Source organism: Bacillus sp. FSL K6-3312 (assembly GCF_038007485.1).
Classification (GTDB): Bacteria; Bacillota; Bacilli; order Bacillales; family Bacillaceae; genus Bacillus; species Bacillus pumilus.
Map to the genome: position 1 here is coordinate 3,242,485 of NZ_JBBOXI010000001.1, position 13,666 is coordinate 3,256,150.

At 42.2% G+C, this 13,666-nt stretch carries 14 protein-coding genes and 1 riboswitch; of the genes, 5 read left to right on the plus strand and 9 right to left on the minus strand.

Annotated features, from left to right (window positions below; translation table 11 throughout):
- Nucleotide 1 precedes the first annotated feature (1 nt).
- The 4 genes from MHI11_RS17130 to MHI11_RS17145 form a co-directional block, all read right to left on the minus strand.
- The gene (locus MHI11_RS17130) at nucleotides 2-724 is read right to left on the minus strand and encodes a response regulator transcription factor (RefSeq protein WP_044140919.1); all 723 of its coding nucleotides are present in this window, start codon (nucleotides 722-724) and stop codon (nucleotides 2-4) included.
- A gap of 176 nt (nucleotides 725-900) precedes the next feature.
- Entirely contained in the window at nucleotides 901-1,716 is an 816-nt protein-coding gene (locus tag MHI11_RS17135; RefSeq protein ID WP_003213716.1) for an ABC transporter ATP-binding protein, read from the minus strand.
- A 21-nt stretch (nucleotides 1,717-1,737) separates the two neighbouring features.
- Entirely contained in the window at nucleotides 1,738-2,760 is a 1,023-nt protein-coding gene (locus MHI11_RS17140; RefSeq protein ID WP_340961762.1) for a FecCD family ABC transporter permease, read from the minus strand.
- Entirely contained in the window at nucleotides 2,761-3,813 is a 1,053-nt protein-coding gene (locus tag MHI11_RS17145) for a FecCD family ABC transporter permease (protein WP_065098029.1), read from the minus strand. It lies immediately after the preceding gene.
- A 259-nt stretch (nucleotides 3,814-4,072) separates the two neighbouring features.
- Between MHI11_RS17145 and MHI11_RS17150 the strand changes: the two genes are divergently transcribed.
- Nucleotides 4,073-5,011 carry an iron-hydroxamate ABC transporter substrate-binding protein gene (locus MHI11_RS17150; protein WP_185107868.1) on the plus strand — a complete coding sequence of 313 codons (939 nt, stop codon included), beginning with the start codon at nucleotides 4,073-4,075 and terminating at the stop codon, nucleotides 5,009-5,011.
- A 35-nt stretch (nucleotides 5,012-5,046) separates the two neighbouring features.
- On the opposite strand, the gene MHI11_RS17155 is transcribed toward MHI11_RS17150, so the two are convergent.
- From MHI11_RS17155 to MHI11_RS17165, 3 genes are all read right to left on the minus strand, one after another.
- Entirely contained in the window at nucleotides 5,047-6,453 is a 1,407-nt protein-coding gene (locus tag MHI11_RS17155) for an amino acid permease (protein WP_319610284.1), read from the minus strand.
- A 192-nt stretch (nucleotides 6,454-6,645) separates the two neighbouring features.
- A riboswitch (Lysine riboswitch) is annotated at nucleotides 6,646-6,824 on the minus strand.
- Between the two features lie 121 nt (nucleotides 6,825-6,945).
- Nucleotides 6,946-7,089 carry a small acid-soluble spore protein SspJ gene (sspJ, locus tag MHI11_RS17160; protein ID WP_003213383.1) on the minus strand — a complete coding sequence of 48 codons (144 nt, stop codon included), beginning with the start codon at nucleotides 7,087-7,089 and terminating at the stop codon, nucleotides 6,946-6,948.
- Nucleotides 7,090-7,171: 82 nt separating this feature from the next.
- On the minus strand, nucleotides 7,172-7,600 hold the full coding sequence (locus MHI11_RS17165; protein WP_065098026.1) for a MarR family winged helix-turn-helix transcriptional regulator: 429 nt from the start codon (nucleotides 7,598-7,600) through the stop codon (nucleotides 7,172-7,174).
- Between the two features lie 171 nt (nucleotides 7,601-7,771).
- Here MHI11_RS17165 and MHI11_RS17170 point away from each other — a divergent pair, with 171 nt between their 5' ends.
- The 4 genes from MHI11_RS17170 to modB all read left to right on the plus strand — a co-directional run bounded on the left by MHI11_RS17170 (nucleotide 7,772) and on the right by modB (nucleotide 11,831).
- Nucleotides 7,772-8,263 (plus strand): metal-dependent hydrolase, encoded by a 492-nt coding sequence (locus MHI11_RS17170; RefSeq protein ID WP_340961764.1) that lies wholly within the window; start codon nucleotides 7,772-7,774, stop codon nucleotides 8,261-8,263.
- 124 nt (nucleotides 8,264-8,387) lie between these two features.
- Entirely contained in the window at nucleotides 8,388-10,238 is a 1,851-nt protein-coding gene (locus MHI11_RS17175) for an LTA synthase family protein (RefSeq protein WP_106066248.1), read from the plus strand.
- Nucleotides 10,239-10,389: 151 nt separating this feature from the next.
- Nucleotides 10,390-11,166, plus strand: a complete 777-nt coding sequence (gene modA / locus MHI11_RS17180) for a molybdate ABC transporter substrate-binding protein (RefSeq protein ID WP_106066247.1) — start codon at nucleotides 10,390-10,392, stop codon at nucleotides 11,164-11,166.
- Nucleotides 11,166-11,831 (plus strand): molybdate ABC transporter permease subunit, encoded by a 666-nt coding sequence (gene modB / locus MHI11_RS17185; RefSeq protein ID WP_044140928.1) that lies wholly within the window; start codon nucleotides 11,166-11,168, stop codon nucleotides 11,829-11,831. The genes modA and modB overlap by 1 nt, the downstream gene beginning before the upstream one ends.
- Before the next feature lie 40 nt (nucleotides 11,832-11,871).
- Here modB and MHI11_RS17190 read toward each other — a convergent pair whose 3' ends face one another.
- Nucleotides 11,872-12,717 (minus strand): aldo/keto reductase, encoded by an 846-nt coding sequence (locus MHI11_RS17190; RefSeq protein ID WP_044140933.1) that lies wholly within the window; start codon nucleotides 12,715-12,717, stop codon nucleotides 11,872-11,874.
- Between the two features lie 69 nt (nucleotides 12,718-12,786).
- On the minus strand, nucleotides 12,787-13,656 hold the full coding sequence (locus MHI11_RS17195) for an ROK family protein (protein ID WP_340961767.1): 870 nt from the start codon (nucleotides 13,654-13,656) through the stop codon (nucleotides 12,787-12,789).
- Between the last annotated feature and the right edge of the window lie 10 nt (nucleotides 13,657-13,666).

Here is a 13,666-nt window from a genome sequence, read left to right on the forward strand (position 1 = left end):
ATTATTTAAGAACCTTTGCTGGGTGCGGTATAAATTTATAGCCCATACCACGGATCGTCACAATATATTCTGGCTGACTCGGATCTAACTCGATCTTTTCTCTCAGCTTTCGAATATGCACCATCACGGTGTTATTATCACCATATGATGGAACGCCCCATACTTTCTCATAGATTTGATCTTTTGAAAGAACCACATTCGGATGATCACAAAAGTACTTCAGCAAGGAGAGAAGCTGAGCTGAGCATGCAGTCACCTCTCCTCTTACTTTCAATTCGGCTGAATGAGGATGATAGGAGAAATGGGCATATTCATATCGGCTTTGGGCATCATCTTGGTCTTCCTGCAAGGAGATATAAGTTCGGTTTAAGTGAGCCTTAATTCTAGCCACTAGCTCTAGCGGGTTAAATGGTTTTGTAATGTAATCATCTGCCCCCTGCGCAAATCCGGTCAGTTTATCTACATCAGACGTTCTTGCAGTTAAATAGAAAATGGGCGCTTTCGTATATTTTCTCATTTCAGGAAGAATATCAAAGCCAGACTTATCAGGCATCATCACGTCTAGAAGTAATAGGTGGATGTCCTCGTTTTTGACAATATCTAATGCTTCATCTGCATGGTAGGCTTTATATATATGCTTGAATCCTTCTTTTTTTAATACGCGTTCAACCATTTTGACAATTGCTTCTTCGTCATCTGCAATCAATATTTTTGCTGTTTCCACGCATCTCTTTCCTTTCTAGCTATGATCTCTAACCGTATATTACCATTGTCTAAAGTAAAAAAGTACCTCTTTTCTGCATAAAAGCGAAAAAATATCAACTGGAGAAAATGGAAACACTAGGTATTTTCGAGGACACAAAAAAACCCGGTAGTCACACCGAGTTCCTTGTCCATCTATTATCCATTCACAGCTTCTAGCTTTCTTTCATGATTCATTAAGTCATATGTTAAACAGATCGGCTTATTTGTTCTAGGATCAAGTACAATTTCTGCATCAATGTGGAATACCTGACCAAGCACCTCTTTGGTCATGACCTCATGAGGCGACCCATCTTTGATAACTTTTCCTTGATTGAGGGCAATCATGTAATGAGAAAAACGTGCCGCATGATTCAAATCATGAATGACCATCAACACAGTACGTCCCTGCTCTCTGTTTAACCGTTCTAACAGCTGAAGAATTTCGAGCTGATGTGCAAGGTCCAAATACGTCGTCGGCTCATCCAATAGAAGCAGTTCTGTTTCCTGGGCAAGTGCCATCGCAATCCATACACGCTGACGCTGTCCACCAGAAAGTGCTTCAATTGGCCGGTCATGAAAAGCAATCATACCCGTTTCTTCAAGTGCCCATCTGATGATTCGTTTATCTTCATTTGATAAGCGTCCAAATCCATTTTGATGCGGGAAACGTCCATATGACACAAGCTCATAGACTGTCAGCCCGCTTGGTGCTTCGGGAGTCTGCGGTAAGATCGCCATTTGTTTTGAAATTTCTTTTGTTGGCGTTTGATGGATGGCCTGGCCATTTAAGTAAACAGCTCCTTGACTGGACTTCATGATACGGGACATTGTTTTTAAAATCGTTGATTTCCCGCACCCATTCGGTCCAATCAATGTCGTCACCTTGCCTTTTGGGATACTGATATTTAAATCGTCTACAATCAAACGGTCATTATAGCCAATACAAAGCTTTTCTGTTTCAAGCGATTTCATATGTTGTACTCTCCTTCCTTCTTAGTTCGTTTTCATCAATAAGTAAATGAAGTAAGGTGCGCCTAAAGCCGAAACGACAAGACCAACTGGCACCTCTGATGGTGCAAGTATGACGCGGCCAAGTGTATCTGCCAGTAATAATAACAATGCGCCAATCAACGCGGAGGCTGGTATCATTCCTTGATGCTTCGGTCCAACAAGCTTTCTCGCCAAGTGCGGTGCGGCTAACCCTAAGAACGAGATACTACCTGCAACAGCGACACTAGCACCTGCTAATGCAACAGCAATCAGCATAAAAAAGCTTCTTTCTTTATGAACCGAAATCCCTAAGCCGTAGGAAAGCTGGTCACCCAAATTCATGATATTTAAGTAGCGTGCTCTTACAACCGCTAATACAAGGAAAATCAGCATCCATGGCAGGACAGCCAGGACATACGTCCAGCTTGAGCCCCAAATGCTTCCAGATAACCACACAATGGCTTGGTTAAAATCATTTGGGCTCATTTTTAATTGAATCACCACAATCGCTGTTGAAAATGCAGCATTGACGCCAATACCAGTTAAGATCAAACGAACAGGTGTGATGCCCTTTTTCCACGCTAACACATAGATGAGAAATGCAGCAAAGCCTGCACCTACAAAAGCGAAGAGCGGCAGTACAAAAATCGTAAAATCACCTAGGTTTGACATCGTACCTTGGAAAGCAAAAATAAACAAAACCACTGCAAAGCCTGCGCCCGCATTGACACCAAGAATGCCTGGATCGGCTAAACCGTTTTGAGAAACACCTTGCCAAATCGCTCCTGATACAGCGATAGAAGCGCCAACAAGTAAAGCGATGACCATTCTTGGAAGTCTGAACTCGAATAATACAAGCTCATCCATTTCACTTCCGAATCCAAAAAATGTTTTCAATGTATCCATCGGAGAAATGCGAATTTCTCCGGTATTTAAACTAATAAGGAACACAGCCACGATCGCCAAAAAGATCATGAGCATCGTTCGTTTGTATTTCTTTTTCTTTGCCTGCTGCACCATTTCCATCTAAATCCCGCTCCTTTCACGTCTAGCTAAATATAAGAAGAAAGGAACGCCTATAATTGCAGTAATGGCACCGACTGGCGTTTCAAATGGGGCATTGACCAGCCTTGCAGCAATGTCTGCATAAATTAACAGAACCGCCCCTAAAATAGCTGAGCATGGGATAATCCATCGATAGTCAACTCCGACCAAGAAACGAGTGACATGAGGAATCACAAGCCCGATAAAGCCAATAGAACCGGCCACTGAGACAGCAGCACCTGTTAGAAGAATGACGACCAATATTCCAAGTACCTTGACAGTTTTCGTGTACTGTCCAAGCCCTTTTGCCAATTCATCACCTAAGCTGAGAACAGTGATCGAGCGGGCAAGAATCATTGCGATGATCAGCCCCGCAACCGCAACTGGAATGATGACCTTAATATTGCTCCAATTCACACCAGCCACGCCGCCAGCATACCAAAAGCTCATGTCTTGAGCGACGTCAAACCGGATGGCAATTGCTGAGGAGATGGAGCTTAAAAGTGCCCCAACAGCCGTACCAGCTAGTGCGAGCTTCACTGGGGTCAATCCACCTTTTGAAAGAGTACCGACACCAAACACAATAGAGGCAGCGAGTGCCGCACCAACAAATGACCAAAGAATTAATGTAAAAGAAGATTGTCCTGGGAAAAAAGCAAACGCAATGGCAATCGCAAATGCAGAGCCATTTGTCACACCCATAATTTCAGGAGACGCAAGCGCATTTCTTGTCATGCCTTGCATAATAGCCCCCGATACGGCTAAAAAGGCACCGACGAGTGCTGCTCCAATTGTACGAGGCAGCCTTAATTCCCGGATGATTTGATGTGAAGTTTGTTGTGGATCAAAATAAAAAATGGCTTCCCACACAGTGTGCAAATGAATGTTTGCCGCTCCTAATGATACCGATAAAAAAAGACCAAATGCTAAAGCGATGATTCCTATGATGACAACAGCTGCTGTTCCAAAGGGCTTTGTGACAATATCCATTGCATCGTCTTTGGCCGGCAGCTGTTTATTCGATTGTGAGCCCAAAACCAGTCTCTTCCTTTCCGTTCAAATCTATTCCTCATTAGTGATAATGATTATCAATCTCGAAGTCTAGTATATCACTTTCTTTTCTTTTTGAAATCATTGTTCTGAACATTTTCTTTATTTTCATCAAAAAACCGTGAGAAATTTACCATTTTTCTTTAGGCCCTAAAATAGCCGATGCATTTTTCATCCCATCATGTTACGATACAATTGAAATTGAGAATCATTATCACAATAAAGTGAATAGGAGAGAATCTTTGTGAAAAAACGATCTGGATTTCTTTTGATTTCCTTAGCCATTCTTATGCTGTTTACAGCTGCTTGCGGCAGCACTTCAAATAAAAAATCTGGCGCCAATCAGGATGACACAATCACCTATCAGGATGTGAAAGGTGAAGTCAAACTCCCTAAAGATCCAAAACGAATTGTGCTTCTAGCAGAAAGCTACTACGGTGACCTCGTGACACTTGGCAAGACACCAATTGCTGCAACTGCGCCCATCTTTAAAAACCCTTTCTATAAAGGCAAAACGGATGGTGTCAAAAACCTTGGAACAACCCCTTCTGTCGAAAAGGTCGCCGCTTTGAATCCAGATATGATTATTGCTTGGGAAGAAGACGAGAAATTTGATCAATACAAAAAAATTGCGCCAACCGTTGCCATTAAATACAATCAATATTCCTTTAAAGATCAACTAAAAGAATTCGGTAAAATGACAGGTACACCGAAAAAAGCAGCAGAATGGATCACGAAATGGGACACCAAAATTGCTGAGGTAAAGCCTAGAGTAACAAAAGCGGTCGGCAGCAAAACCGTTTCAATCGTGTCACCTTTTGATAAAGGTATCTATATCTTTGGAAACACCTTTGCACGCGGAGGCGAAATTATTTATGACGAGTTGAAATTACGTGCGCCAAAGGCAGTTAAAAAAGATGCCATCGACAGCGGGGTCGGCTATGCAAACATTTCCCTTGAAAAGCTGCCAGAATACGCAGGCGACTATATTTTCACTAGTCCATGGAGCGGTTCAAAAAGTAAAGGAGACCAGGTGTATGAAAGCAGCATTTGGGCATCACTTCCTGCTGTACAAAATAAACACGTATTTGAAATCGATCCTGTCGGTTACTTCTTTAATGACCCAGTGTCACTAGAAGGACAGCTTGAGTTTATTGTGGACCGTTTAACATCTGCATCATAAAAAAACGTTTCTCCACAAGTGAAGAAACGTTTCCCTTATTCTGTTCCTTTGGCAAATCCTTTTGACATGAATGGATAAAGCAAAATACCTACTAAAAACAGACCGATGCCAAGTCCAAATGTTTTCAAATCAGCTGTTCCAGAAATAATGACCCAAGCGGAATACCCCATCGCTACAAGTGCAATGATTCCGTCTCTTGTTCGCTTCCCTTTTTGAAGATCATACGTGTCACCTTGCATGATGACTTTAAAGCTATAGATCGAAGACACAATATACGGAATGAGATACGCAAGTGTCGCTGATGTCGTTAAAAAGGTAAAAGCTTCATTAATCGTACGAGACATCACTGAGAAAATAAACAGCTGTGACATAATGTTTGTAACCGTTAAAGCAAAAACAGGACTGCCTTTTTTGTTTGTTTTTGCAAATACTGCCGGGAAATCGCCAGCCTTTGCTGCTTGATACGGTACTTCTGAACCAAGTAAGATCCAGCCGAGCATCGAACCAAATAAACAAATAATCGCAAGCAATGCCATTACAATTCCGCCAGCCGGTCCTATAATGAGCTGAAGCACGTCAACGAATGGTTTATCTGAGCCTTGCAACTGATCGTGCGGTAGGACGCCCATTGTAATCAAAGTAATAACCATGTAGATAGAAAGTGCAATTAAAAGACCTGTAATCGTTGCACGTTTCACATCGCGCTGCGAGGACGCTCTTCCTGATAAAATGACAGCAGATTCGATGCCAATAAATGCCCATAGTGTGGAAATGGCCGCATGATGAATTTGGCCTCCAAGTCCGAGCATTCCTTCGCCTTTTGCTGCAACTGGGAAGTAATAATGTTCAAATAATGCCGTTTGGAATGCAAATAATCCCGCAACAATAAAAAGGACGAATCCAAGTACCTTTGAAAAGGTCGTAATAAAGTTTAATTTACTTGCAGCACTTAAGCTTGTAATTAAGATAGTATGTGTTCCCCAAAGAAGAATGGTACATACAATAAATGTTGTCAGCTGACCAAGTGTGATCGCTTCTTTTCCAAAGGTGAAAATCTCCGTCTTCACTGTGAGAATAGGAAAAAATGTCGTTAAATAACCGGCAAGACTCGTAATAATCGCGACATTACTAATCCAGCTTGCTACCCAATATCCCCAAACCATTGTAAAACTGGCCGCTTTCCCTTTTTTCGGATCGTTAAAAAGCGCTCTTGCATAACTTTGTGGTCCAGCCGTTAGCTGCGGCTTATGAATGGACAAATGCCCAAAAACAAGTGCAATCATCAGCACACCGCCACCTGTGACAAGCCATGCCATCGTCACACCTAAAGGACTCGCATGCTGGGCAAGCGTACTTGGCAGCATAAAGATGCCTGAACCTACCATATTTCCGACGACAAAAGCCGTCAATAACCAAAAACCCCATTTTTTTGTCTGTTCCATTTCCGTACCTCCGTTATATTCACTTCGGACCAGACCCGGCAGTATCTTCATTGATATATTTGTGAAGCAATGACTTGTATTCTTTATGTTCATCATGGGTCACTTTCTTAACAGCATACCCTTATCTTCGGTACTCAGAACATAAAAAAAAGCCTGAACAACAGTCCATGCTTTTCAAAACATACACCTTGATCTCCGGATAGCCCTCCACGCTTCAAAGACGTGGCAGTCCTGCATTTATTCAATGCAGACCCAGCATAAAGAAAGTTGGAGCTCTCTCTACACTTCGGCGCTGATGCCTTTTTTCTCATGATCTTCGATTCCATCTCTCCCATGAGTGACTCATCATCCGCGCAACCTCTACCTCACTGAGACATAGCGTGAGGATTTCTATTCATTTTTACTACACGAAGGTTATCAAACATTCTCACTTCTGTCAAAGGGAAAAACATAGAAAAAAGGCAGAGAATCATTTCTCTGCCCTATACCTGCTTATTGATCATTGTTTTTCTTCTTTTGTACAGCTTCCTGAAGCGGATCGCCTGCTAGCTCTTTGCTTGCTTCTTCTAACAGCTGATCTACTTGCTTGTGATCTTTCTCGCTTTTCGCCTTTTTATCCTTTTGGAAAAATGACATCGCTGTTTCCTCCCTTTTCATAAAATGCGGTTGCCTGTTTAATTTGTGCTACAGTGCGCCGCATTATACAAAGTGGAAAGGCTCAATCATCTTGAAAGGTCTGTCTCATTTTTTGCAGGTACGTCAAAAAGGTTTTTAAGTCTTCCTTTGTGAAGTCTGACATCATATGCTGAATCACCTTTCCGAAAAGACGTGTATGCTTCTCATAAATCGCCTGCCCTTTTTCGGTGGCTTCTAATCGGACGAGCGAGGGGTCGTCTTTGTCCCGTTCTCTCTGAATATAGCCCTGCTCACATAATTTATTGAGTGCAATGGAGGCTGCGCCTGGGTTTAAAGAGAGTCTTTGTTTCAGCTCTTCGGCATGTGATACTTTGCCTTGTATCAAAATAGAAAGAGCATATATCTGCGGAGGCGTGATGTCTTTTTCTAACTCAAGTAACTTGCGGTTTAATTTACGGCTGACTTCATAATGTACAAGAACAATTTCTTTTAAAATGTCTGCATTACCCATCCGAATCGCATCCTTATCGTTAGTATCAACATGACTTCCCCCTTATTATAGAATGTTTTTCCAATCAGCCAACCCTTTTGTCCTCTTTTTCTTTAGAAATAAGCCTTGCTGAATGAATTCACCCTTGATATAGTGGGTACTTGAACAAAAGATAGAACAGGAGTACGCATCATGACAGGAAAAACACACATTATGGGCGGAATCGCCGCCTCAACAGCCGTCGCCTACTACTACGGATTCGACCCAGTCATCATGGCTGCAGCTGGATCAGCAGGTGCTTTGATCCCCGACCTTTGCCATACAAAAAGTAAAATCGGTAGAAAATTTACGCTGCTCTCAGCAATGATTAGCAGCGTATTCGGTCATCGCACGTTCACTCACAGTTTATTATTTCTGCTGATCATTTATTTTCTCGCGACAACATACATACCAAATGACAGCCTAAGTATCGGTTTACTAGTTGGAATGACGAGCCACCTTATCCTTGATGCTGGAACAGTAAACGGCATTAAATTTTTATTTCCAGCTTCCATTAAAGTGCGTCTCCCCTTCTATGTCAAAACAGGCAGCACAGGAGAACAAGTCGTACTAGCTGCTCTCACTGTCGTCACCTGCTATTACATCGCCGTCATCTGCGGCATATCTATCCCCATTCAGTTCTAACAGAATAAAAAAGAGTTTTGCGAAAAAAATAAGATATGAATTGATCATTCCTCATTTTTTTAGTAGGTTTAAGATAAGTGTTTTTGCCTTGCAGCTGAATACAGAATGATGAGGAGATACATAAATGAAAGCGTTTTTCAAAAATCACTGGTTTTTAGTGTATTCCATCCTCTTCATGTGGATGAAAACATACATCATTTATCAACTAGGATTTCACATACGAACGGCCAATCTGTTTCATGAATGGCTGCTTTTGATCAATCCACTTAGCTTTCTACTCCCTTTGTTTGGGATAGCTCTTTTTTTAAATGAAACCAAACAAAAGGTCTTTTTATTGACTGCAAATTTTATTCTTACGGCGATTCTTATATCGAATACGATCTTTTATGGTTTTTACATTGATTTCATTACCATTCCCGTGCTATTCCAAGCGAAGAACATGGGAGATATGGGCAGCAGTATGACGGAATTATTCCACCCGCTCTTTGTGCTGATGCTCGTTGATTTTGTTGTACTTGCTTGGCTGCTCAAGCGTAAACCATTAGCCCCAAAAGCGTCATACAAGACGATCAAAACATATTATGCGATCTGTTGCAGCTTCCTATTGTTTCATGTCAGCTCAGCTATGATGGATCACCCTCGATTTCTGACAAGCTCTTATGATCGTGAAGTCATTGTCAGAAACCTCGGGCTGTTCCAATTCCATCTGTATGACGGTGCTGCCCAAACGGCACGCATTGGACAAAAGGCCTTTGCAGATGAAGATACGCTTTCTACTGTAGCAAACTACACAAAGGCTGATTACAGCGGACCAAACGAAGAGTACTTCGGACTTGCTAAAGACAAGAACGTTGTGTTCATTTCACTTGAATCCACGCAGCAATTTGTCATGAACCAAAAGGTAAATGGACAATATATCACTCCCTTTTTAAATCAATTGGCTAAAAAGAGTTTTTATTTTGATGAATTTTATCAGCAGACAGAGCAGGGGAAGACGTCCGATTCAGAGTTTATTGTCGCTAATTCCCTCTATCCTTCTAGCAGCGGCGCTGTCTTTTTCACAGCGAGTGATAATGAATATGATACGTTATACAAGCAGTTGAAAAAGGAAAACTATCAATCCGTCCAATTTCATGCGAATAATAAAACGTTTTGGAATCGTGATGTGATGTATGAATCTCTAGGAATTGATCGTTTTTATGATGTCGATTCATATCATGTCAATGAACGGAATTCCACTGGCTGGGGCTTAAAGGATATCGACTTCTTTGATCAATCCGTTGATCATTTAAAAAAGTTGAAGCAGCCTTATTACAGTACGTTTATTACTTTGACCAATCATTTTCCATTTGAAATTGACCCGAAGGATCAGTTTATTGATGAATATGATTCGTCCAGTACCATTTTAAATCGCTATGTGACGACCGTCCGCTATCAAGATGAAGCGATTAAGACATTTTTTGACCGTATGAAAGAAGAAGGATTGTATCACAATACGATGTTTGTCCTCATGGGTGACCATTATGGCATCTCTGAGGCACATCATGAGGCAATGGCACAGTTGCTTAATAAAGAGGAAATCACACCGTTTGATGCGGTCAAACTGCAGCGTGTTCCCTTTTTAATTTACATTCCTGGTGTCACGGATCATGCACCGCAGACGATTTCTGAAACAGCTGGTCAAATGGACGTAAAGCCGACACTTCTTCACTTACTAGGGATTGAAACGAAGGATTCCATTCAATTCGGCAATGATTTATTTTCAAATGAACGGACGCCTTTCGCTGTACTGAGAAACGGGAACTTTATTACAGATGATTATCTCTATACAAAAAACACCTGCTATGATCAAAAAACAAAAGAACCCGTGAAGCAGGATGAGGTATGTCAGCCTTATATCGAAAAAGCCAATAAAGAGCTCTCCTTATCAGACAAGGTGATCAATGGGAATTTGCTGCGTTTTTATCAGCAGTAAACAGGATAGAACGATCTCCTTAGTCGTCACGCTAAAAGTCGCCATTTGGCGGCTTTTTCTTTTCTCTTTTTGCTGAAAGCCTATGAATGCTTAAATAAGTTTGCTTATAATAAAGGGAACTACATGATATTGAATGATAAGAGGTGTGAACATGAAGTATACATTCTTAGCCCTCATCTCCATATGTTTGCTCCTGAGTGGATGCCAAACAGAGATGAAGCCATCTAATTCGAATAAAAAAACAGAGCTTGTGATTTCAGCAGCGGCAAGTCTTCAGGATGCACTAAAGGAAATTGAAGTCTCCTTTCACAAACAGCATCCACATGTGACATTAACGAATAACTTCGGGTCATCCGGCGCATTGAAGCAGCAAATCGCTCAAGGAGCAAAAGCGGATCTCTTTTTCTCAGCAGCTGAAGAGCCCTTTGATGAACTTGTTCAATCTGGAGACATTGATCAAGATTATATCAAGGACGCCATACAAAATGAGCTCGTCCTTATTGTGCCAAAAGATGGCTCTTCCTCTATTAAAAGCTTTCAAGACGTCCAGCACATAAAAGGAAAGATTGCTCTTGGCACACCTGAATCGGTTCCTGCTGGTACATATGGAAAAGAGATCTTCAAAAAACTGAACTTATGGGACCAAGTGAAAAAGAATGCTGTCTATGCCAAAGATGTACGACAAGTTCTAAGCTACGTTGAAACTGAAAATGTCGAAGCAGGTGTTGTGTATAAAACAGACGCCCTCGTCTCCAAAAAGGTAAAGATTGCAGCTGAGGCAAATTCGGACATGCACTCCCCGGTTATATATCCTGTCGGGATTGTCAAAGGGACAAAACATCTAACGGAAGCCAAGGCCTTTTTTCAATTTCTTCAATCTGATAAAGCCACATCCATTTTTAAGAAATACGGCTTTCAAGTGTCGTAATGCCTATGCTCACTGAAGACTTTTTATCACCCATTTGGCTGTCCGTTCAAGTGGCCATCGTTAGCGGACTGTTGGCCACTGTCTTTGGCACAACGATTGGCTTCTGGATGAAGCGAACAACTTTTAAAGGGAAAATGATTGTGGAAACGCTCCTGATGATGCCGCTCGTTCTACCGCCAACAGTCGTTGGCTTTTTATTGCTCGTCGTATTCGGAAAGCATAGTGTAATAGGGGGCGTGATTGAATGGATTTTCCATCAGCCGGTCATTTTCACATGGTGGGCGGCGGTCATTGCTTCGACAGTCGTGGCATTCCCGCTCATGTATCAATCAGCAAAGGCTGGCTTTTCTACAGTTGAGTCAGATATTGAAGGGGCTGCAAAAGTAGATGGTGCTCATTCATTCCAAGTCTTTGCCTATATTACGGTACCTCTTGCCCTGCCATCCCTCTTGTCAGGCAGCATCCTCAGCTTTGCAAGAGCCCTTGGAGAATTCGGAGCGACCTTAATGTTTGCCGGCAACATCCCAGGAAAAACCCAAACACTCCCAACCGCTATTTATGTGGCGATTGATTCTGGACGCATGGAGCTTGCTTGGGCATGGACGATTTGTATTGTGATTTTATCTTTTATTATGCTCTTGGCTGTGCGAAGAAGCAGTACATAAAAAATCCCCTTTCTCACATGAGAAAGGGGATTTTTTTCATTTATTCAAACCCAACCGTCATCGTCTCTGGATTCGAGCCGACGCGCTCGTTATTGTTTAATGCATCGATTTTTTCCATGTCTTCCTTGGATAGTTCGAAATCGAAAATATCTGCATTTTGTTTAATGCGTTCTTCGTTGATTGATTTAGGAATCGTCACGACGCCGCTTTGCAGATCCCAGCGCAAGATGACCTGCGCAACAGATTTGTTGTAGCGTGCAGCCATGTCCTTTAATACGTCATGATCTAATAGCTTTCCTTGCATGAGCGGAGACCACGCTTCAATTTGAATGCCTTTTTCTTTTGCGTATTGACGCAGTTTGACAAGTGTCAGTTTCGGATGAAATTCAACTTGGTTCACGGCTGGAACAACCTCAGCATCTTTTAACAGCTCTTCTAAATGCTGAATGTAGAAGTTGCTGACGCCAATGGCTCTCACTTTCCCATCCTTGTAAAGCTTCTCAAGCGCACGCCATGTGTCTTTAAATGTTTCTGCATTTGGGCCAGGCCAATGAATCAAATAGAGGTCTAAGTAATCAAGACCTAATCGATTCAAGCTTGCGTCAAATGCAGCCAGTGCTTTATCATAGCCTTGATCCGTATTCCATACTTTAGACGTAATGAACAAATCTTCTCGTTTCACGCCAGATTCTTTAATCGCTTTGCCTACGCCTGTCTCATTTTTATAAACGGCAGCCGTATCAATACTGCGGTATCCGTTTCGTATGGCTGCTTTTACGGCATCTACCACTTGATTGCCGTCCTCCACTTTGAATACACCTAAACCAAACCAAGGCATTTCCACTCCGTTATTCAGTGTTACGGTATCATTCAAGCTTTTAACCATTTTAACAACCACCTTTTTCATAGATTCCATCTTTTTCATTATCTCACGTTGTCCATTAAAACTCTATTATCAGGCGTTTTTCTTCGCTTCGATGGCTAACAGCAAAGCTCCTGTCATGCCGGCCTTATCCTCAAGTCCAGGAGAGACAATGTATGTATCAAGCGGCGGCAGGTCTACATAATCATTGAGATAAACAGCAAGCTTCTCTCGAATTAGTGGAAACAGCTGTTTTTGCTTCATGACGCCCCCGCCCATAATGATGCGCTCTGGGCTTAAAATGAGCGAGTATTGCATCAGTGCCTGCGCCAAATAATCGGCTTCAAGTGCCCAAACTGCTTCTTCCTCTGTGAGCTCTTTGGCAGATTTCCCCCACCTTTTCTCAATCGCTGGGCCAGCTGCCAGTCCTTCTAAACACGTTCCATGCGCTGGGCAGACTCCTTCAAATACGTCTGATTCATGCTGCCTGACAAGGATGTGCCCCATCTCTGGATGCGAATGACCGTGAAGAAGCTCGTTTTTTACAACAGCGCCAGCACCGATCCCCGTACCGACCGTGATATACATACAGCTATTCAGCCCTTTGGCCGCTCCTTTTGTTAATTCACCTAAAGCTGCCGCATTGACATCTGTTGTAAAAGATACTGGGACTTCTAATTGCTTCTCTAGCTCTGGGATGAACGGGTAATGCTTCCACTCTACTTTCGGCGTGTTCATGATATAACCATAAGAAGGGTCGTCCTTTTGGACACAAATCGGTCCAAAGGAGCCGACCCCTAATGCTTCAATGTCATGCTGCTCGAAAAATGGGATGAGCTTTTGTAACGTTTTTTCTGGGTGCTCTGTAGGAATCGTCATTTCTTCGAGAATGTCCCCGTGCTCATTGCCAATTGCACAACAAAACTTTGTACCGCCAGCTTCAATTGCTCCATAATACGCCATCATTGATCTC

Excerpts from the sequence above, each read along its gene's own strand:
- MHI11_RS17140 (WP_340961762.1), bottom strand. The coding sequence starts at position 2,760 with ATGGAAATGGTGCAGCAGGCAAAGAAAAAGAAATACAAACGAACGATG.
- MHI11_RS17155 (WP_319610284.1), bottom strand. The coding sequence starts at position 6,453 with ATGGAACAGACAAAAAAATGGGGTTTTTGGTTATTGACGGCTTTTGTC.
- modB (WP_044140928.1), top strand. The coding sequence starts at position 11,166 with ATGCCTATGCTCACTGAAGACTTTTTATCACCCATTTGGCTGTCCGTT.
- MHI11_RS17135 (WP_003213716.1), bottom strand. The coding sequence starts at position 1,716 with ATGAAATCGCTTGAAACAGAAAAGCTTTGTATTGGCTATAATGACCGT.
- sspJ (WP_003213383.1), bottom strand. The coding sequence starts at position 7,089 with ATGTCATTTTTCCAAAAGGATAAAAAGGCGAAAAGCGAGAAAGATCAC.
- MHI11_RS17165 (WP_065098026.1), bottom strand. The coding sequence starts at position 7,600 with ATGGGTAATGCAGACATTTTAAAAGAAATTGTTCTTGTACATTATGAA.
- modA (WP_106066247.1), top strand. The coding sequence starts at position 10,390 with ATGAAGTATACATTCTTAGCCCTCATCTCCATATGTTTGCTCCTGAGT.
- MHI11_RS17190 (WP_044140933.1), bottom strand. The coding sequence starts at position 12,717 with ATGGTTAAAAGCTTGAATGATACCGTAACACTGAATAACGGAGTGGAA.
- MHI11_RS17170 (WP_340961764.1), top strand. The coding sequence starts at position 7,772 with ATGACAGGAAAAACACACATTATGGGCGGAATCGCCGCCTCAACAGCC.
- MHI11_RS17195 (WP_340961767.1), bottom strand. The coding sequence starts at position 13,656 with ATGGCGTATTATGGAGCAATTGAAGCTGGCGGTACAAAGTTTTGTTGT.
- MHI11_RS17175 (WP_106066248.1), top strand. The coding sequence starts at position 8,388 with ATGAAAGCGTTTTTCAAAAATCACTGGTTTTTAGTGTATTCCATCCTC.